General features: G+C 49.6%; 16 protein-coding genes. 8 read left to right on the top strand and 8 right to left on the bottom strand.

The window, feature by feature from the left end; genetic code table 11:
* The first annotated feature begins 64 nt into the window (after nucleotides 1–64).
* The 8 genes from J2X75_RS23375 to J2X75_RS23410 all read left to right on the top strand — a co-directional run bounded on the left by J2X75_RS23375 (nucleotide 65) and on the right by J2X75_RS23410 (nucleotide 9,683).
* Complete coding sequence (locus tag J2X75_RS23375) at nucleotides 65–1,129, top strand: ABC transporter substrate-binding protein (RefSeq protein ID WP_310340598.1); 1,065 nt, start codon at nucleotides 65–67, stop codon at nucleotides 1,127–1,129.
* 21 nt (nucleotides 1,130–1,150) lie between these two features.
* Nucleotides 1,151–2,524 (top strand): aspartate aminotransferase family protein, encoded by a 1,374-nt coding sequence (locus J2X75_RS23380; RefSeq protein WP_310340601.1) that lies wholly within the window; start codon nucleotides 1,151–1,153, stop codon nucleotides 2,522–2,524.
* A 36-nt stretch (nucleotides 2,525–2,560) separates the two neighbouring features.
* Nucleotides 2,561–3,850 (top strand): M20 family metallo-hydrolase, encoded by a 1,290-nt coding sequence (locus J2X75_RS23385; RefSeq protein WP_310340603.1) that lies wholly within the window; start codon nucleotides 2,561–2,563, stop codon nucleotides 3,848–3,850.
* Nucleotides 3,851–3,854: 4 nt separating this feature from the next.
* Entirely contained in the window at nucleotides 3,855–4,736 is an 882-nt protein-coding gene (locus J2X75_RS23390; RefSeq protein WP_307541687.1) for a nitrilase-related carbon-nitrogen hydrolase, read from the top strand.
* Between the two features lie 111 nt (nucleotides 4,737–4,847).
* Nucleotides 4,848–6,215, top strand: coding sequence for an NAD(P)-dependent oxidoreductase (locus J2X75_RS23395; RefSeq protein WP_310340952.1), 1,368 nt, complete (start codon nucleotides 4,848–4,850; stop codon nucleotides 6,213–6,215).
* A 503-nt stretch (nucleotides 6,216–6,718) separates the two neighbouring features.
* Complete coding sequence (gene preA, locus J2X75_RS23400) at nucleotides 6,719–8,014, top strand: NAD-dependent dihydropyrimidine dehydrogenase subunit PreA (RefSeq protein WP_192134950.1); 1,296 nt, start codon at nucleotides 6,719–6,721, stop codon at nucleotides 8,012–8,014.
* Nucleotides 8,011–9,456: a dihydropyrimidinase gene (gene hydA, locus J2X75_RS23405; RefSeq protein WP_310340607.1), complete on the top strand. Its 1,446-nt coding sequence runs from the start codon at nucleotides 8,011–8,013 to the stop codon at nucleotides 9,454–9,456. Before preA ends, hydA begins: the two co-directional genes overlap by 4 nt.
* The gene (locus J2X75_RS23410; RefSeq protein WP_310340609.1) at nucleotides 9,456–9,683 is read left to right on the top strand and encodes a hypothetical protein; all 228 of its coding nucleotides are present in this window, start codon (nucleotides 9,456–9,458) and stop codon (nucleotides 9,681–9,683) included. Before hydA ends, J2X75_RS23410 begins: the two co-directional genes overlap by 1 nt.
* Before the next feature lie 16 nt (nucleotides 9,684–9,699).
* On the opposite strand, the gene J2X75_RS23415 is transcribed toward J2X75_RS23410, so the two are convergent.
* The 8 genes from J2X75_RS23415 to J2X75_RS23450 all read right to left on the bottom strand — a co-directional run bounded on the left by J2X75_RS23415 (nucleotide 9,700) and on the right by J2X75_RS23450 (nucleotide 19,427).
* On the bottom strand, nucleotides 9,700–11,376 hold the full coding sequence (locus J2X75_RS23415; protein WP_310340613.1) for a PucR family transcriptional regulator: 1,677 nt from the start codon (nucleotides 11,374–11,376) through the stop codon (nucleotides 9,700–9,702).
* 341 nt (nucleotides 11,377–11,717) lie between these two features.
* Complete coding sequence (locus tag J2X75_RS23420) at nucleotides 11,718–14,954, bottom strand: efflux RND transporter permease subunit (RefSeq protein ID WP_310340616.1); 3,237 nt, start codon at nucleotides 14,952–14,954, stop codon at nucleotides 11,718–11,720.
* A 33-nt stretch (nucleotides 14,955–14,987) separates the two neighbouring features.
* Entirely contained in the window at nucleotides 14,988–15,935 is a 948-nt protein-coding gene (locus tag J2X75_RS23425) for a TetR/AcrR family transcriptional regulator (RefSeq protein WP_310340618.1), read from the bottom strand.
* A 212-nt stretch (nucleotides 15,936–16,147) separates the two neighbouring features.
* Complete coding sequence (locus J2X75_RS23430) at nucleotides 16,148–16,279, bottom strand: hypothetical protein (protein ID WP_310340620.1); 132 nt, start codon at nucleotides 16,277–16,279, stop codon at nucleotides 16,148–16,150.
* 270 nt (nucleotides 16,280–16,549) lie between these two features.
* Nucleotides 16,550–16,864 carry a DMT family transporter gene (locus J2X75_RS23435; protein WP_017691901.1) on the bottom strand — a complete coding sequence of 105 codons (315 nt, stop codon included), beginning with the start codon at nucleotides 16,862–16,864 and terminating at the stop codon, nucleotides 16,550–16,552.
* On the bottom strand, nucleotides 16,864–17,205 hold the full coding sequence (locus J2X75_RS23440) for a DMT family transporter (RefSeq protein ID WP_017691902.1): 342 nt from the start codon (nucleotides 17,203–17,205) through the stop codon (nucleotides 16,864–16,866). The genes J2X75_RS23435 and J2X75_RS23440 overlap by 1 nt, the downstream gene beginning before the upstream one ends.
* On the bottom strand, nucleotides 17,202–17,825 hold the full coding sequence (locus tag J2X75_RS23445; protein WP_307541700.1) for a TetR/AcrR family transcriptional regulator: 624 nt from the start codon (nucleotides 17,823–17,825) through the stop codon (nucleotides 17,202–17,204). The genes J2X75_RS23440 and J2X75_RS23445 overlap by 4 nt, the downstream gene beginning before the upstream one ends.
* Nucleotides 17,826–17,951: 126 nt before the next feature.
* Entirely contained in the window at nucleotides 17,952–19,427 is a 1,476-nt protein-coding gene (locus J2X75_RS23450; RefSeq protein WP_310340625.1) for a phospholipase D family protein, read from the bottom strand.
* Nucleotides 19,428–19,648: the final 221 nt, after the last annotated feature.

Consider the following 19,648-nt stretch of genomic DNA (forward strand, 5'->3'; position numbering starts at 1 on the left):
CAACCATCCATAGATCGTAATACCTGATAGAAAAATCGTATATAAACAGGGGGTTGTTCTGTACATGTCCAAAACGTTGAAGCCGGGTTTGCTGGTATTGGTCCTGTTGGTTGTTACGATGCTGGGCGCGTGTTCTACGAAGTCCGAGCCGGCGGCTGAACCTGTTGCTGCGAGTTCAGGAGGGACGGGAGAAGCAGATCAACCCTTAACCAAAGTGAAAATTCAGCTGAAATGGGTGCCGCAGGCGCAGTTTGCCGGGATCTATGCAGCGAAGGAAAAAGGTTTTTTTGCAGATGAAGGCATTGATGCCGAGATTATTCCGGGTGGCCCGGATATCGTGATTGAGCAACAGGTGGTTAATGGTGCGGCCGATGTAGGGATCACGGGAGTAGACAGTCTGCTGGTCAGCCGGGATAACGGTCTGCCGCTTGTCTCACTCGCCCAGATCTCACAGAAGAGTAGCTATCGTTTAATTGCCAAGAAGTCCTTGGGCATTACCGATCCTGCTCAGATGAAAGGCAAGAAGGTAAGTACCTGGTTTGGCAGTCAGCAGTTTCAGGTGCTCGCGTTCATGGAGAAGAATGGACTCGACCCGAAGAAAGACATTGAACTGGTGAAGCAGGGGTTCACAATGGATCAGTTTTTCAATGATCAGGTGGATGTGGCTACGGCGACGATCTATAACGAATATCACGTGGTACTGGAAAGTGGAATGAAAGAATCCAATCTGGATGTGTTCAACATTGAAGATGCCGGTGTTGGCATGCTGGAGGATACGCTGATTGCCAAGAAAGATTGGGTAGACAACAACCGTGAGCTTGCGGTCAAAGTGACCCGTGCCATTCTAAAAGGCTGGAATTACGCGATCGACAATCAGAATGAGACGGTGGATATCGTGATGAGTAATGTGACGGAGGGCAGCACCACTCGTGAACATCAGGTCACGATGCTGGAAGAGATTGCAAAGCTGATTCGGCCGGAAGGATTTACGGAGCAGCAAGTCGGCAGCTTTGTGGATGAGTCATTTACCCGGACTGCGGATATTGCACTGAATTATGGCTTGATCAAAAAAGCCGCCAACCTGGATGAAGCGCTGGAGAAAAGCATCTATGAAGAAGCGGTGAAATAAGCGTGTGGAGGAGGATGACGAATGAGTTCTGTGGATCAGCAACCTCAGCCGCTTGGCGGTACGAAGGAAGAATGGCTGGAGAAGGATCGCAAATACGTATGGCATCACATCTCTCCTCATAACGATCATCCGATGATTGCGGTAAGTGGGGAGGGCAGTTGGATCACCGATCAGGATGGTACGCGTTATCTGGATGCGATGTCGGGACTGTGGTGCGTGAATGTGGGGCATGGCCGTGAGGAGATTGCGAGAAGTGCCTACGAACAGATGAAAGCACTCGCTTATGTACCGATGACGCAGAGTCACGAACCGGCGATTTTGCTGGCGGAGAAGCTGAATGAATGGCTGGAAGGGGAGTATCGAATATTCTTCTCCAACTCAGGTTCAGATGCAAATGAGGTGGCTTTCAAAATAGCCCGTCAGTACCACCATCAGAATGGTGAGCCTACTCGGCACAAATTCATCTCCCGTCACCGTGCGTATCACGGCAACTCCATGGGCGCACTGGGCGCCACCGGGCAAGCCGCCCGCAAGATCAAATACGAGCCGCTCGGCGTAGGTTTCTCTCATGTTCCACCACCATATTGTTACCGATGTCCGTTTGGACGAAACAAGGATGGATGCGGACTCGAATGTGCAACCATCTATGAAGAGGTGATTCGTTGGGAAGGTCCAGAGACGGTTGCGGCAGTAATTATGGAGCCGGTAATCACAGGGGGCGGCATGATTGTACCCCCACCGGATTATATGCGCACTGTGCAAGAGATCTGTCAGCGTTATGGCGTGCTGCTCATTGTAGATGAGGTAATCTGCGGTTTTGGCCGCTCCGGGCAGAAGTTTGGTCATCAGAACTATGGTGTACAACCAGATATTGTGACGATGGCAAAAGGCATGACCAGTGCCTATTCGCCGCTATCGGCAACGGCGGTGCGAGCCGATCTGTATGAGACGTTCCGGGAACCCGGACCGGATGCCCATTTTCGCCATGTAAATACCTTTGGCGGGAATCCGGTATCCTGCCGGGTGGCACTGGCGAATCTGGAGGTTCTGGAACGAGAGAATCTGGTCAGCCGGGCGGAAGAACTGGGATACCTGCTTCGTGAGAAGCTGGAGCCACTGCTGGAGCTATCCATTGTGGGGGATATCCGTTCATTCGGATTCGCCTGTGGCATTGAATTGATTGAAGCAGACGGTTCACCTGCGGAGGCGGACAAAGTAATGAAGGTACTCGCCAGTTGTAAAAGGGATGGCATTCTGATTGGCAAGAACGGCGATACCGTGCCGGGGTTTGCAAACATTTTGACGATCTCTCCGCCGTTTGTTACCACCGAGGAAGAGCTGGATCTGATCGCTGGAAGTTTGCTCGTTGCGCTGCGTAGTCTGGACGCAGGTTAGTTGCCATAGATGGATAACACAAGGAGGCGAGGTAGGATGCAGACCACAACAGGCAAAGTCATTAATCAGCTTCGGCTGAATGAGCGAATTGAGCAGTTGTCACAGATTGGCCGAATCGCGGAGACGGGTGTCTGCCGACTTGCCCTGACCCCGGAGGATATGGATGGCATCATACAGGTTCGTCTCTGGATGGAAAATGCCGGTTTGACGACGCGACTTGATCCCTTCGGCAATCTGATTGGTCGTCTGGAAGGTGCGGATCAGGCGCTGCCGATTCTCATGATTGGTTCCCACATCGACTCTCAGCCTTACGGCGGTCGATATGATGGAGCGATTGGTGTGCTCGGTGCACTCGAAGCCGTGCAATGCCTGATCGAAAATGGCATTCAGCCCCGTATGCCGATTGAGGTGATTGCCTTTTGCGATGAAGAAGGTTCCCGTTTTAACAAAGGCCTGTTCGGCTCGCGTGGTATAACCGGTCAGTTGGAAGAAGGCGAACTGGAGCGGCAGGATAAAAACGGAGTGTCTCGCCGGGAGGCGTTGGAAGCCTTCGGCTGTTCTCCTTCGGATTTTGCAGAAGCGATCTACCCACCAGGTTCCATAGGCAGTTATCTGGAGCTGCACATTGAGCAGGGGCCAGTGCTGGAATCGCTGAATGCTCCGATAGGTCTGGTGACCGGCATCTCGGGTCCGCTGTGGCTTACGGTTACGATGAAAGGTATGGCGGGTCATGCCGGCTCCGTTCCGATGGGCATGCGGCATGATGCTTTGGCAGGCAGCGCCAGAGTTATTTCCGCTTTTGACGATATGGTGAGAGAAGACCCGGAAGCTCCAACCGTAGGTACGGTGGGTAGTCTGAGGGTGTTTCCGGACTCGCGTAATATCATCCCGGAGGAAGTCAGCTTCACGGTGGATTTACGAGACATGGAGATGGAACGCAGGAACCGGCTTGAAGCCCGATTGATGAACATTTTGGATGACGTGAGTTTCCGATATGGTCTAACTTATTCGCTGACAGAGGATACGAATAGTGAGCCGCGGTATTGTGCAGAGCCAATCATGTCGGTTATTCGTTCATCCGCGGAAGAGATCGGGATTACTTTGCCAGAGCTGATGAGTGGTCCGTTCCATGATGCGTTGGCCCTTTCGCTTGTGTGTGATTATGGCATGATTTTTGTCCGCAGCAAGGACGGCATCAGTCATCATCCCAGCGAATATTCCTCCCCGGAGGATATTGGACTTGGCACGGAAGTGTTGTATCGCACCATTCGGAGGATGTGCAGTGGAATGAAACAACCAACCATTTTACCCGAGGAGGCGTTGTGACGATATGAGCAAAATCAGCATCGGATTAATCCAGGCTTCTCATGAGATTGAAGGTTCGGCTCCCGTTGAGGTGCACAAAGAAGCTGCGGTTCAGAAGCACATTGCGCTGGTCCGTGAAGCTGCTGCACGAGGGGCCAAGATCATCGGATTGCAGGAAGTATTCTATGGACCGTACTTTTGCACAGAGCAGAATCCAAAATGGTATGCATCCGCTGAACCGGTGCCGGAAGGGCCAACGACCAGACGTTTTCAGGAACTGGCGAAGGAGCTTGCGGTGGTGATTATTTTACCTGTGTACGAGGTGGAGGGCATTGCTTCGTATTACAATACGGCAGCTGTCATTGATGCAGATGGTTCATATCTGGGCAAATATCGCAAACATCATATCCCGCATGTGGAAGCAGGTGAGGGTACAAATGGGTTCTGGGAAAAGTATTATTTCAAACCAGGCAACCTTGGGTTTCCAGTATTTGATACGGCCTACGCCAGAGTGGGTGTGTACATCTGTTATGATCGTCATTTTCCGGAAGGTGCACGATTGCTCGGGCTGGCAGGGGCAGAGATTGTGTTCAATCCGTCTGCTACGGTTGCGGGTACATCGGAATATCTGTGGAAACTGGAACAGCCTGCTCACGCGGTAGCTAACGGCTATTATGTTGCAGCCATCAACCGGGTTGGCGTGGAAGCGCCATGGAATATGGGTGAATTTTATGGACAGTCGTACTTGGTCGACCCGCGAGGCAGAATGGTAGCGATCGGCAGTCGGGATCAGGATGAGGTCGTTATTGGCGAGATGGATACGGAGATGATTCGTGAGGTGCGTAATGTATGGCAGTTCTACCGGGATCGCAGACCGGAAACGTACGAACATCTCGTTAGTCTGTAGGAAGCAGCAACGAGTGATCGGTAAGTGATTCTGTCAGCGGGGTGGCACGTGTAATGCACGCAAGATTGTTTTAGATAGCGTAGATCATTCTCCAGGAGGTGCATGACCTTGATGAACAGCTCAGGAACAACGTTATCCGATTATGGGTGGGAGAGTCGTTTTGCCGAGATGAAACCCGCCATGACAGGTAAGGAAGCGATGGAGGAGTCAAACCGCTGTCTGTACTGTTACGATGCACCTTGTATCAAGGCCTGTCCGACCGACATTAATATCCCTTCTTTTATTAGCAAAATATCAACAGGGCACCTGAAAGGATCGGCCCGCACCATCATGGATGCGAATCCGGTTGGAGCCAGCTGCGCACGTGTCTGTCCCACAGAGGAACTGTGTGAAGGCGCATGTGTCCTGAACGAATCGTCGAAGCCGATTCGGATTGGTGACTTGCAGCGTTATGCCACCGACTGGGCACGGGCGAAGAATGAGTCGTTATTCCAGGCAGCACCTGCCAATGGGAGAACCGTCGCTGTTGTGGGAGCAGGGCCAGCAGGACTATCGGCGGCACGTGAACTGGCGCGTGCAGGTTATGAGGTGACGATCTATGAAGCAAAACCCAAAGGCGGGGGGCTGAACACGTACGGCATCGTATCCTTCCGTTTGCCCGAATCGGTTGCGCTATGGGAAGTGGAGCAGGTTGAGGCACTTGGTGTGCAGATCCGTTATGGGGTGCGTATCGGTGTGGATATCCCTGCTTCGCAGTTGCTGGAGCAACATGAAGCAGTCATTCTGGCCTGTGGCATGGGTTCAGTACCTATGCTGGGCATTGAAGGGGAGACACTGGAAGGTGTCTATGATGCCATTGAGCTGGTGGAATCTACAAAGCAGGGGGTTCCACCCGCGCTGAATGGTCTGAAGGTCGCCGTTATTGGGGCGGGCAACACGGCGGTAGATGCAGCGACCTGTTCGGTACGTCTTGGTGCGGAGCGGGTGCAGATGTTATATCGGCGCGGGGAAAGCCAGATGACGGCTTATGCGTTTGAATATACGTTTGCCAAGCAGGAGGGTGTGGAGTTCCGCTGGTTTACGATGCCGCAGCGTATTATTGGAGACGAGAACGGTCGGGTTCAGGCTGTAGAATGCGTGAAAATGGAGCTAATTACCCCGCCTGGCGGTGGGCGTGCATTGCCTGTACCTGTGGAAGAATCGGAGTTCATGATCGAATGTGATACGGTCATCCGGGCGATTGGACAGCATCGTTTATTACCATTAATCGAAGCATTTGGACTGCGTCACCACTGGGGCGTCGTTGAGATCGAACCGCATACGTACCGTACCTCGCATCCTCAGATTTATGCGGCAGGAGATGTCATTTTTGGTCAGGGCCAGGGTGAGGCGATGGTTGTCTCGGCTGCACAGCAGGGTAAGCTGGCCGCCGCCGCAGTCATGAAGGCGTTGGCTGGACAGGTGGAAGAGACGGCGTGAGCAGTACATCAAGTCCTCGTGTCCCTAACGCGCTAACGAACCCTACACACCTTATTGTGGCAATTATGGAGGATTGAAAAATCTAACGAATCTCACACGTCTTATGTTGACGAACGCCTGTTGAAATGAAGCCGAAATGAGCTACTACAGTAATATAAGCTTTCTACGATTCGTTAGATTTTGCATTTACCTCATATGAGTCGAATAAGAGGTGTGCGGTTCGTTAGAATTTAGGTGCGTACTATCCAGAAACACCATTACTACGCAGAAATCCTGAGCACGACCCAATATCCAGTACCACGATAAAAATTGAACTAAACATTTACACGAAACGGAGAGGACAGAAAGAACCAGAAGAAACGGAGTGTTCGCCTTTATCCCCGGATTTTCCCTTTATAAAAGGAATTAAAAAAATCTGGGGATAACAGCGATCGGAAGGTTGTTCTGTCATCGGAGTGTCCAGTGTAACTAAAAAGTTCAAACAACACCAAGGAGGGATCGTTATGGCTGACTTATCCATTAATCTGGCAGGTATTCGATCACCCAATCCATTCTGGTTGGCTTCTGCACCACCGACCAATACGGGGTATCAGGTTCAGCGTGCGTTCGAAGCGGGCTGGGGCGGCGCGGTGTGGAAGACACTGGGTGAGCCCATCATCAATACATCCTCGCGTTTTGCGGCGGTTCATTTCGGTGGACAGCGGGTGGCGGGGTTTAACAATATTGAATTGATATCCGATCGCCCGCTGGAAGTGAATCTGCGGGAGATTGCCGAGACCAAGAAGCGCTTCCCGGATCGTGCGGTTGTCGCTTCACTGATGGTGGAACCCACACGGGAGAAGTGGCATGAGATTGTCAAAAAGGTGGAAGCCGTTGGCGTTGACGGTCTGGAGCTGAATTTTGGCTGCCCGCATGGCATGGCTGAGCGTGGCATGGGAGCTGCCTCCGGTCAGCAGCCTGACTTGGTTGAACTACAGACGATGTGGGTGAAGGAAGTGGCGACCACACCCGTTATCGTAAAGCTCACGCCGAATATCACGGATATTACGGCGACCGCCCGGGCAGCTGTACGAGGCGGCGCGGATGCGATCTCTCTGATCAATACCATTAACTCCCTGGCAGGTGTGGATCTGGATTCGTGGAATACCGTGCCCCATGTGGGCGGCAAAGGAGCACATGGCGGATACTGTGGCCCAGCCGTGAAGCCAATTGCACTGAACATGGTTGCCGAGTGCGCACGTAATCCGGAGGTGGGTGTGCCGATCTCGGGTATTGGTGGCATCTCGGACTGGCGGGATACTGCAGAGTTTCTGCTCATGGGCGCTACAGGGGTTCAGGTATGTACCGCAGCGATGCATCATGGATTCCGTATTGTGGAGGACATGATTGATGGGCTGAACGATTATCTGGATGAAAAGGGTCTGAGCAGTGTCGCAGAGTTGGTCGGTCAGACGGTTCCACGTTACTCGGATTGGGGCAATCTTGATCTGAACTACAAAGTGGTCGCCCGCATCAACCGCGATATCTGCATCAATTGCAACAAATGCCATATTGCTTGTGAGGACACCTCGCATCAGTGTATTGATATGTTGACCGACCCGTCCGGCTCCTATCTGGAAGTGGTGGAAGAGGACTGTGTTGGCTGTAATCTGTGTTCGATCGTTTGCCCGGTGGATGGGGCGATTGAGATGGTTGAGCTTGTACCTGAGCAGGAACCTGTAACCTGGAATGAACGTCAGTCTGCGATTGCCATGCTGCAATCCGTTAGAGATCAGTCAACCAAGGAGGCGATATCATGAGTACCCGCAAATTGATTCGTAATGGTGTGTTGGTCACGGCGTCAGATACCTTTGAAGCAGATATTTTGATCGAAAAGGGTAAAATCACACAGATTGGCATCGGACTGGTGCCAGACGAACGAACGGAGGTTGTGGATGCAGCGGGCTGTTACGTCATTCCGGGCGGGATCGATCCGCATACGCATCTGGATATGCCCTTCGGTGGAACGGTAACGGCGGATGATTTTGCGACGGGAACGACAGCCGCAGCCTTTGGTGGTACAACGACGATCATTGATTTCTGCCTGACACAAAAAGGCCGTCCATTGATCGAATCCCTCCAGGAGTGGCATGCCAAAGCCGAGGGTAAAGCCTCCATCGACTACGGTTTCCATCTAATGATTGGAGAGATGAATGATCAGGTGCTGGAAGAGTTACCGCAGATCATTGAAGAAGAGGGTGTATCATCCTTCAAGGTGTTCATGGCGTATAAAAACCAGTTTCAGGCGGATGACGGGATTCTCTTCCAGACGTTGCAAAAGGCAAAAGAGTACGGCGCACTCGTCATGGTTCATGCCGAGAACGGGGATGTCATTGACCTGCTGGTTCGACAGGCGCTCGCCGAAGGGCGAACGGAGCCGATTCATCATGCGCTGACTCGTCCATCCATGCTGGAGGGAGAAGCGACAGGCCGGGCGGCCCGTCTGGCTGCACTTGCGGATTCACAGTTGTATGTGGTGCACGTGACCTGTGCGGAAGCAGTGGAGCAGATCGCGCGTATGCGTGAAATGGGCTATCGGATCTGGGGGGAGACCTGTCCTCAGTATTTGACGTTGGATCAGTCGATCATGGATCAGCCGGACTTCGAGGGTGCAAAGTATGTCTGGTCACCACCGCTGCGGGAAGCAGCACATCAGGAAGTGCTGTGGAATGCATTAAAAAGTGGTCAACTACAGACGATTGGCTCCGATCATTGCTCGTTTAATTTCAAAGGGCAGAAGGACTTGGGCAAGGATGATTTTAGCAAAATTCCGAACGGCGGGCCCGTCATCGAAGATCGCCTCAGCATTCTGTATTCGGAAGGTGTAGTCAAGGAGCGGATTACACTCAATCAGTGGGTCGATCTATGTTCGACAAGAGCGAGCAAGTTATTTGGATTGTTTCCGCAGAAAGGGACTCTGGCTGTAGGGACAGATGCGGATATCGTTATTTTTGACCCATCTGTAACCAGGGTGATCTCGGCAGATACGCATCATATGAACGTCGATTACAGTGCATTTGAAGGCATGCAGGTACAGGGTTGTCCGGTGACGGTGTTGTGCCGTGGGGAATATGTCATTCGAGATCAGCAATTTGCCGGAATGGCAGGAGCGGGCCAATATGTGAAGCGCAACAAGTATGATGCAGGCGCACCCATACCGATGAAACAGCCAGTGACGGCAGTGAATGGAGGGAGAATCTGATGTCGGATCATGATGTGTTCGAAGCGGAGAGGATCGCCATAGAGCGAATGGTTGCACAGGGTTATCGGATCTATGCGGTACGGGAACATCTGGAGGGTGCTCATGTCATATGGGGGCACCCGGATCTTCCCGAAGAGAAACAAGAGCAATACGTGGGCACGGCATCTGGACGGAAGTGGTTCAGTCACATCCTGATTCGTCAGCTTCAGGAGCAACAGGGAGCGTAGAGCATGCTGAAGCTCTTCATGCGATCGGGCCGTGTACGTACTCATAGGCATAGAGTGCAAGTTCGATTGCGACCCTTTTCTCGGGGAGGATATAGTCTTCTCCCAAAAGGGCTTCGATTTTGTCCAAACGGTGATATAGCGTCTGTCTAACGATATATAGCGCGGTGGCCGTTTCTTGCTTGGAGCAGCACAGGACCAAGTATTGTTTGAGGGTGCGAAGCAGCTGACCTCCTTTCTCCGCATCGTAACGGATAAGAGGTCCCAGATATTCTTCGATGAATTCACCCAGATTACCGTTCTGTTTCATGCTGGCAATGATGCGATAACAATGAAGGTTACTGTAAAAAGGCTGCTGCATCTCGCCGATGTCCTTCTGAATTCGAAGTGTCTCCTTCGCGGATTCCAGACTATCCTTGATACGGGAGAGGTCCGTGCAGCTATGACCGATACCGATCAGGCCTGAGAAGAGGCAGTGGGTCTGTTCCTGCTCGTGCTGCTGCAGCTGTTCGATGCAGCGCCAGAGACTGTTTTTGCGCTGAGATCCAGGTAGTGGGTCCAGAATGATAAGAATGATTTGGTGGTTCAGAACGGTGCTGTAGAGGGTGAAGTTCTCCCGAGCGAACACGGAACGGGCGACGATGTTGCGTTGGATCAATAATTTCTGAAGTTTGAGGCTGTCTGTGTATGCGGGGTTGCTGTCGAATAAAATAATAGTAGCTTTGCTCATTGCGAGATGGGGATTAACGGTGGATACATATTCATGGATTTCCTTCGTGGAGTGATGTCCGTTAAGCCAGTCAATGACCCAGATATCTTCTTTGTAACGGCGCTTCTCTTCCATGTATTTGGTTCGCATCCAGTCCTGAGCAATTGCGGCCGCGCAACGTTCCAGTGCCTGAATGACGAATTCATCCGAAGGTTTGATGGGTATGCTTGAATCGTGATCCGGCAGTTTTTGGTGCATGAGTACAAGATCGGCAAAGGTGTAGTCCAACGCCCGAACAGACATGCTGAACACATGTAATGTGTTATCTGACAGCTGCATTAATTTCGGAATATCCTCTCCCGCCAAATGTCCCCGCTGCAAAAACCAATCCTGCCGACGAGTCTCCAGCTGCTCTGGAGGGCAATAGGGAACGCTACTCGCTTCCCCTTCAAGTGGATATAGTGCGACGGCACATCCGGTTGTTCGTGACAATAATCGAAGCAGAGGTTGTACGCCATCTCCATTCAGAAGAAGTTGGTTAAAGGAGGTGGTAAGACTATCGAGTTCCGCAATCATCCGCTGATGACTACGAATCAGAGTGAAATGCAGGTCTTGCGTAATATCAATATAACGGACTTGTTCGTGGAACCAGATCAGCGGGAAATCCGCGGCAACTGCTATTTCCTTCATGGCACTGAGCTGCGACTTGGTATGATCCCCCAGTTCCATACAGAGTCCGGCAGCCCCACGTGCAATTAACTGACGCAAAAAAGACAGGCCTTGCTGCTCACCTTCCTGCCAGCCAATGCCTGTCGTCAGCACCAATTCCCCGCCATTGAGTAAGTCCCCTACCTCAGGGACTTCCATGATATGAACCCAGCGAACATACCGCTCCAGCGCACGATCACTTGCCAGAACTTCCGCCTTGCGAAACACGGGACGTTTTAACATGTCTCTGACTTGAATATGAAGCGTTGTCTCCCCCACACAACCACCGTCCTTCCCCAATAACATGTGATCTATCTGGAGTCTGGAATCCGTCAACTTACATAATTAATCCATATTATAATTCTATTTACAGCCGATGGGCTGAAATCTAACGTTCATTTGTTTCAAATGACAAATGGGTCTGTATTTTTTGTGATGTTGATTAAAATGAAGCATTTCTATGTCAGTCAATGTCTCGTGTGAATTTACATAAAAAAGCCCCTTAGCTTTATATCGGAATTTATAACCATTCCAATATGCGCTAAGGGGCGAGAAGCTAAATATTATAGTCTGTATTTAAGTTCGACTCGAACCGTTACATGAGAACGACTCTCTACTTCTTAATCTTCGATTCTTTTCTTTTTGAATTTCATCAGGAACTCATACACAATCGGTACGATAACCAGCGTGAGCAGCGTGGAACTGATCAGACCGCCGATTACGGTAATTCCCAATCCTTTGGAGATGATACCCGCACTCTCTTCGAGACCCGTAACCAGTGGCAACAGGGCACCGATGGTTGCGAGAGCGGTCATCAGAATTGGACGCAGACGAGTTGCACCGGCTTCCAGCAAGGCTTCACGGGTAGGCATACCCTCTTTTTCCTTGTGAATAACACGGTCAATCAACACGATGGCGTTGGTGACCACGATCCCGATGAGCATCAATCCACCCATCATGGCGGAGACGTCAAGTGTACCACCAGCGATGAACAGACCTACCATAATACCAATCACCGTAAATGGCAGGGAGAACAGGATGGCGAATGGTGCCAAACCGCCGCCGAATGTTACAACAAGCACGAAGTATACAATGGCGATGGCTGCCAGCATGGCGAGACCAAGCTGAGTAAAGGTATCATTAATCTGTTCGGTTGTACCGCCGAACTTCACTTCAACGCCATCAGGCAGATCCAACTTGTCGATCTCAGCCTGTAAGTTATTTGAAGCTTTCGTTACATCCGAAGCCAGGATGTTGGCTGTAACTTGTACAACCACCTTACCGTCAATTTGCATGATGGAGTTCGGGGATGTGCCTTCTTCCACTTTGGCAACATCTTTAATCGGTACTTCGATGCCAAGCGGTGAAGTGACGGTTTCATCCTCAATCTCTTTAATGCTGCTGAATGATTTGTTGTCTGTCTCTACATATACTTTGTACGTTTTGTTATCAATATCGACTTCCGTAAGCACAGGACGTTCCCGTACCGGGCTCAACGTCATAGCCAGTTGGCCTGCAGTCAGGCCTAGGGAACTCAATTTCTCCTGATCTGCCACGAGCGTATACTGCCCGTAGGTATCAGCGAGTGTGGTGTCTGCTTTTTCAAAATTATCCGTATCCGCTTCAACCAGTTTCAGAATTTCGTCCGATACAGGTTTGAGTTGCTCTACATTATCGCCATAGATGGATAGGCTCAGGCCACTACCACCCAGACCGCCGGACATGTCGAGCTCATTCCAGGTTCCTACGGTAACTTCTTTTTTCAGACCTTCTACTAGTTGTTCCTTCACTTTTGTAAAGTCTTTTGTATCTTCGTTATATTCAATATAGAAGAGAGCCGAGTTGGAGCTACCGCCACCCATACTGCTCAGTGGATTGCTTCCGCCGATGGAATATTGCATTTTCTCCAGACCCGGTTGTTTCAGCAACCACTTCTCGGCAACAAGTGCTTCTTTTTCTACATCTTCACGCAAAGCTCCTGTTTGTGGACTGTACGTAATGGTCACATATTTATCCTGTTGTTCCGGCAAGAAGCTTGCACCGATGAACGGGTACAGGAACAAACTGCCGACCAGCAGGATCACTGCAATACTGACCGTGATGAGTTTGTGTGATAGTGTCCAGTTCAGCAGGCGTTTGTAAACTTCCGCCATCTTGCCTGGTTTTTCTTCGTGATTCTGCTTGTTCTTGAGTCCTTTACGGAACAGGGAATGTGCAAGCATCGGCACGATGGTAATGGCAACGATCAGGGATGCCAGCAAGGCAAATACCATGGTCAATGCAAATGGCAGGAACAGCTCGCCCACCATACCGCTTACCAGTGCCAGTGGCAGGAATACTGCAATCGTTACGATCGTGGAAGAAAGGATTGGCACAAACATCTCGCGCGTTGCTTCGCGAACCAGTTCACGGCCTTTCAGTTTCTCGCCTTTAAGTGTTAATCTGCGGTAGATGTTCTCGATAACAACGATGGAGTCATCGACAACCCGTCCGATGGCAACCGTCATGGCACCCAGTGTCATCATGTTCAAGGTAATATCCATTATATTGAGCGCAGTCAATGCCATGAGCAAGGAGAGCGGGATCGAGATTATGGAGATAATGGTTGAACGAATATTACGCAGGAAAAGCAGGATGATCAGGATAGCAAACAAAGCACCAAAAATGGCTTTGCCCAGCATCGTGTTCACCGAGTCCTGGATCGGTTTACCTTGGTCAAGCAGTACAGTCAGATCAGCGTTTTTGAACTGCTTCTGCAACTCTTCAGCTTTGTCTTTGACTGCATTCACGACATCAACTGTGTTGGCGTCATTGGATTTTACAACGGAAATACCGATGGATTCCTTGCCGTCTGTCCGGGAAATGGATTCCGCTTGACCGATGACGTCGATCTTGGCTATTTCACTTAGTTTTACAGTTGGAATGCCAGGCGCGTTGGCAGCGCCTGATGGGCTACCTACACTAGCATTACCGCCAGCAGCTTGCCCTGCAGCCGGGTCCGTTCCTTGTGCAGAGCCAGGAGCGGTACCTTGGCTAGCTTCACCAGTTGGTGCTCCAGTGCCTTGTGGGGCTGCGCTTGCACCATTGCCTGTGGAAGCCCCAGCACCGCCAGGTACGACTGGAATGGCAAGGTTTTTTAGATCATCGATGTCGATGATGTTGCCATCTACGACAACGGCTTTCTGGGATTTATCCAGTTCAAACAGTCCAAGGGGCACACGAATGGATGAACCTTGAACGATGCCGTTTACCGTATCTTCAGTTAGGCCCAGCTCGGCCATTTTAGCTTGGTCAAACTTCAATTGAACTTCTTTCACATATTGACCGGAAACCTGAACCTGAGCTACACCGTCAATATCTTCGAGTGCAGGCTGAATATCTGATTCAACCAGTCGTGTCAATTGTTCCAGGTCACCGCCGTCCTTGTCAGACAGGCTCAGCGATACAACCGGGAAAGAGTTAATGCTGAACTTGGAAATGGTCGGCTTCTGCACGCTGTCAGGCAATTGAACTTCATTCAGTGCCTCACGAACGGTTGCCGTTGCGTTGGTCAGATCTGTTCCATAATCAAATTCGAGTGTAATAGATGCTGCATTTTCCATGGAAGTGGAGGTAACTGTCTTCACGCCATCTACATTACGTAGTTTTACTTCCAGCGGCTTCGTGACATCTTCAACAATTCCCTCCGGTGCAGCCCCCGGATCAATGGCAGTGACATTCAGAAACGGTACGTTGATGTTCGGGACTGTCTCTTGTTTCATCGTCAATCCGCTGTACAAACCTGCGAAAGAGATGATAATCGTGAGAATCCAAATCGCAAACTTGTTGTTCAGTGAAAAATTAATAATACCTTTCATACGATGGTTTCTTCTCCTCTCTGTTTCTCCTGTTTATGTGTGTGACGAGTCAGCCTGGATGAACCGGCTATACATGGCATCCAGAATATGCTGAAGCTCGGAGTGCAAAGGTTGAATGGCAGTTACGTTCTCCAGATTGTGCATCATGCCCAGAATAATGGCACGCCGCGGCGTGAATTCCATCATCTCCTGTCTGAGAATGGCAATGGTTTCAAGTACATCATTCTTCGGTTGCCCAGCAGGCAATTCGGAGGCAGCAATATCCTGCATTTGCTTGATAATATGAATAGGATGCCGCATCACCGTGGAATCCGGATGGGGTTCGGTAATCCAGGCAGGCCAGTCCTCCAAAGGAATCAAAGGCAAAGGTCGCTGCTTAAGGAATCCGTGTGCTGCATAGTCCATCATTTGCAGCAAGTTTGTTGCCATTTTATTAACAGTGAGAGATGGCATCTCTGTAAACCAGATTTTGACATAGGAGAGGAACAGTCCGTGTGTCAACAAAATAAGATCAATCGTATAAGGTTCAATCTCCCGTCCATACTGCTCTTCCAACTTATCTTTAAACCAATGTAAGGTACGGATCTCCAAGTCTCTTTGCAACGGATTGCATTGTTCCTTGCGATGTTGCTCATCATCCATCATCATGCTGCGCATCTGTACCCGCAAAAATTCCTTGAATTCGGCTACATGAATGAGCAGTGTTTCGATCTGCTTGTGCAGGCGTTCTCGCGAGGAGAGGCTGGTTTCATGCTCAATCTGTGTCATCTCGTCCATAAGCGTGTACATGCAGTACTCCAGCGTACTGGCTTCTAATTCCTCTTTGGATTTGAACATGATATAAAGGCTGCCTTTGGACATCCCGCATAGTTCGGCAATCTCTTGCATGGATGTTGCAGCACTGCCTTTGGATGAGAATAACTTGAGTGCTGTAGTAATGATGAGTTTTTTCTTCTCATTCATTTCATGTATAGGGTTCATTAACGATACATTCACCTCATCAGGGAACTTGTGAGTTCTTGAATTGACTTTAAGGTCAAACCAAGTATAAACGATCTGGTTGAAGGAATTCAAATGGGAGTAAATTGGAAAACTAATATTGAGGAAAGAGGATGATCAAAGGGAAAAAGAACAACATGTAACAAAGTGTAGCCTGTATGTACGATTGGGTGTTGCTATCAAGAACGTTTAAGTTAGGCTCCTCCAGTGAAGGCGTACAAGGCGAGTATAATAATGGCGACTAGAGCGATGAGATAGAAGATGGCCATGCCGATCAGAAGGGTATACCCTGTATAAGAGCCCATGCGTGCCAAAAATTTTCTCATGATTACGACATCCTTTCTTACGTGGCAGAGTATAAAGAGGTTCCCTATTTATATCATATCCCAAAAAAGACGACTTCCTGATCGAAGTCGTCTTTTTTATATTACAGAATTTAATAGATATCATAATGGAAGCTAAGAATTACACGATAACGGAGATTGCAGAACCGACTTGAAGAAACGAAGTGTTCGCCTTAAAGCTTTCTGTAAGAAAGCTTCTTCGGAAGCATATGCTATCACCAGAGATATAAAGTGTAACTTCATTTCGTTCCGTTATGTGATCAGTTTCAGACCAACGGCTGCAACCAAAATCATCGCGATAAACAGGATACGCTTCGCTTCTTTCCGTTCACCGAACAGGAACATGCCTGTTAACGTACTGCCGACCGTCCCGATCCCCGTCCACACGGCATACGCTGTGCCCATGGGAATGGACGTCATGGCGTAGGACAACAACGAGAAGCTGAACACAAACGACACCAGCATAAGTACAATGTATGGCCATCCTTTCTTGGTGGAAGCACCATTAATACCGATTACGCCGAAAATTTCACATATCCCTGCACCTACAATTGCCATCCAAGCCATTATACTGCACCTCCTTTGGCTTCTTGCTGATCCGTAACCAGCTTCAGTCCGATTACGCCGCAGAGCAGCAGCCCGATGAGCAATACTTTGGCCAAGCGGAACGGCTCACCGAACAGTACCATCTCCGTAAGGACGGTGCCCGCCGTACCAATTCCCGTAAAGACGGCATACACCGTACCCACAGGCAGCCTTTTGGAAGCGGCAATGATCAGTCCAAAACTGATCACGATGGCAATCCCCGTCAAAGTCCACTCCCAGGCATTCGAGGCATGTTTCAGCCCGCTTACCCAGACAATCTCAATAATTCCACCGATAAATACATATAACCAGTTGCGGTTCATGTTGTTAAATCTCCTTCCGGCACAACGCTTTGTGCCTCTTCGTTCAAATGATGAATGCCATGCCAAAAGACAGGCCAGGATGCTTCCAACCGTCTCTTGTACCGACGGGAACTTCCATAGATAATCTCCACGGTAATACCGTCGAGGAACGTCATAAATGCAATGGCGGCTTGTTCAGCGGGAAGGGGCGGTATATCTCCATTACGCATTGCCCTTTGCAGCAGACGAGTCAGTGCGCGTTCCATGCCATCGATAAACGGATACACCTGATCCATCACTTCGCCATACAGAGAAAGGGGTGGGTAAAAACAATTACGCAGCATCAAACGAGCCGAAGCATGGGCGTTGTATTCTTGTTCGAACCAGATCAGCAAGCCTTTCAGCCTCTGCTCCAATGGCAAATCCGCATGATCGCGGAAATATTCCAGTGTGTGCCGTTTTACCTCGTGAAAAGCAAAGGCAAGTGTGTGTAAAAACAAGTCATCCTTGCAGCTAAAATGCGCATATATGGACGGTTTTTTAATCCCGACTTCATCAGCAATAGCTCTCAGAGAAGCTCCCTCATAGCCATCTCTGGCAAAATGGAACAGGGCTGCATCCCGAATGGATTGTGCAGTCATTCAATCACCTTCCTAACGGTCGTTAGGTAATTATATTTTCACACTTCACATCGCCTGTCAAGATGAAAATGTCCGTCTGCACAGTAGAGTACAGACGGACATAACAGGTATGAATGTGGTTTTTGATCAAAAGGTTGTAAAACCCAGAATCAGTTGCAGCTTATATAGGATACCTTTCAAAAACGTAGTCTTCTCCTGGAACTCATCCAGGTCTAACGTGAATTCGGCATCATTATTATTCCAAATACGCTCGAAATAATTCGCGATATCAAGCGTGAACTTATTGTCTGGAGGAGCAGCAACCCATAGATCATTCTCCAGATTGTAGTCATTCAGGTTTCGAGGTGTGAAGTTGGTTGAACCCCCGAGGACAATATGATCACCGGTTGCTTTGGCAATATAGATCATCTTGGTGTGGTATTGCTCCTTGGTGGTGTTATACCAGCGGATCTGAATTTTACCGTCGGATTTATCATGCAATTCAGCAGCGACAGGACGGTTCGGAATACCAATCTTTTCCTGACCAAAGGCATTTTCATTTGGATCAAGTACAAGCCGGATCTCGGTTCCTCGTTTTGCGGCTTCCAGCAGGGCTTCCAATACTTTAGGAGAGGCCACATAGAACATGCCCATCCATAAGGTGTCACCTTTGCCAGCCTGATTGATCTCATGGAGTGCAGCGTCATTCACTTTGCCTTCAGTTAAATAGCGTATTCGCAAATCTCCCGTGTTCGAATCCGTGGAAGGAGCTGTGTAGGCAGGAACCTGGCCTCCGCCTGAGATGTCGAGAATAGCTTGCTCTGACTGAAGAATATCGCCAATGATTGGACCTGTTACTTCAAATGCAATGTTCGAGTGGTAGGCACTCGCATCATGAATATTGCCAGAAGAGACAATCGCCGTCTTCTCACTAACAACAACTTTGCGATGATTTGCTTTCACATTGAGCAGCTTGAGATAGGAACGGACCGTTACATCCGGACCATCCGTGGCCATCAGGTTTTTGATCCAGCCATCTCCGGATTGGCCGAACCATTGGAAGATGGTCCGCCAGACCGCAGAGTATACCGGAGTTGAATCACGCAAAGGGTCCACATCCGTGATGACCACATGAATGCCTGCTTGTTTCATTTGTTCCAGCAACGGATTGGGTGCTGAGTTATAGTTGGTATTTACTTCATCTGTAATAAACCAGATGTCCATATCAGGATGCTGATTTTTTTTGGCGACCAGCGCTTCGGTGAATTCAGTACTCACGGGAGGAAAATTCTGTCCCTTGTGCTGATAATTATTGAACAGGAACATATCCACCAGGACAAACTGCTCTGCTTCCTCCACAATTTGCATCATGCGCTGGAAAATCTGCTGTTCGTGCTCCATCTGTCCGTCGGAGGAAGGATAAGTGAGGTCATGCAGGAAATCGACTTGATCCACACGATACTCCGGACTTTCGTAGGAAATACCCGGTGGTAATGGTTTGTAGGTCTGATAGAGCATGACGGCGATGAGCCATAGGACCAATAGGACAAGTCCTGTTCGTATGTATGGAAATTTGCCGCGTGAAGACTTGCGGTCTGATGTATGGCGGCGTAATGAGACCAACGGTGGACTCCCCCTTCTGTACTTGCTGACTTCTATTACCACACGGTTGATAATGTTGACGCAGGAAAACCCGGTAGAATAACTGATGTAGCGGTAAAATGCATATGGCAAAATTGGCATTATGCAATCGACAGGTGTCTGAGCGTTGTGTATAATGAGTGTATTATTTTTGTAGAATGTCAGGGTTTTCATATGCCTGACAAGGACGGGGAACCAATGAT

Source organism: Paenibacillus sp. 2003 (assembly GCF_031455635.1).
In the GTDB taxonomy this organism is placed as follows: domain Bacteria; phylum Bacillota; class Bacilli; order Paenibacillales; family Paenibacillaceae; genus Paenibacillus; species Paenibacillus amylolyticus_B.

What these genes read in the sequence shown, in the direction of transcription:
- J2X75_RS23375 (WP_310340598.1), top strand. Translation starts at nt 65, where the DNA reads ATGTCCAAAACGTTGAAGCCGGGTTTGCTGGTATTGGTCCTGTTGGTT.
- J2X75_RS23380 (WP_310340601.1), top strand. Translation starts at nt 1,151, where the DNA reads ATGAGTTCTGTGGATCAGCAACCTCAGCCGCTTGGCGGTACGAAGGAA.
- J2X75_RS23385 (WP_310340603.1), top strand. Translation starts at nt 2,561, where the DNA reads ATGCAGACCACAACAGGCAAAGTCATTAATCAGCTTCGGCTGAATGAG.
- J2X75_RS23390 (WP_307541687.1), top strand. Translation starts at nt 3,855, where the DNA reads ATGAGCAAAATCAGCATCGGATTAATCCAGGCTTCTCATGAGATTGAA.
- J2X75_RS23395 (WP_310340952.1), top strand. Translation starts at nt 4,848, where the DNA reads ATGAACAGCTCAGGAACAACGTTATCCGATTATGGGTGGGAGAGTCGT.
- preA (WP_192134950.1), top strand. Translation starts at nt 6,719, where the DNA reads ATGGCTGACTTATCCATTAATCTGGCAGGTATTCGATCACCCAATCCA.
- hydA (WP_310340607.1), top strand. Translation starts at nt 8,011, where the DNA reads ATGAGTACCCGCAAATTGATTCGTAATGGTGTGTTGGTCACGGCGTCA.
- J2X75_RS23410 (WP_310340609.1), top strand. Translation starts at nt 9,456, where the DNA reads ATGTCGGATCATGATGTGTTCGAAGCGGAGAGGATCGCCATAGAGCGA.
- J2X75_RS23420 (WP_310340616.1), bottom strand. Translation starts at nt 14,954, where the DNA reads ATGAAAGGTATTATTAATTTTTCACTGAACAACAAGTTTGCGATTTGG.
- J2X75_RS23425 (WP_310340618.1), bottom strand. Translation starts at nt 15,935, where the DNA reads ATGAACCCTATACATGAAATGAATGAGAAGAAAAAACTCATCATTACT.
- J2X75_RS23430 (WP_310340620.1), bottom strand. Translation starts at nt 16,279, where the DNA reads ATGAGAAAATTTTTGGCACGCATGGGCTCTTATACAGGGTATACCCTT.
- J2X75_RS23435 (WP_017691901.1), bottom strand. Translation starts at nt 16,864, where the DNA reads ATGGCTTGGATGGCAATTGTAGGTGCAGGGATATGTGAAATTTTCGGC.
- J2X75_RS23440 (WP_017691902.1), bottom strand. Translation starts at nt 17,205, where the DNA reads ATGAACCGCAACTGGTTATATGTATTTATCGGTGGAATTATTGAGATT.
- J2X75_RS23445 (WP_307541700.1), bottom strand. Translation starts at nt 17,825, where the DNA reads ATGACTGCACAATCCATTCGGGATGCAGCCCTGTTCCATTTTGCCAGA.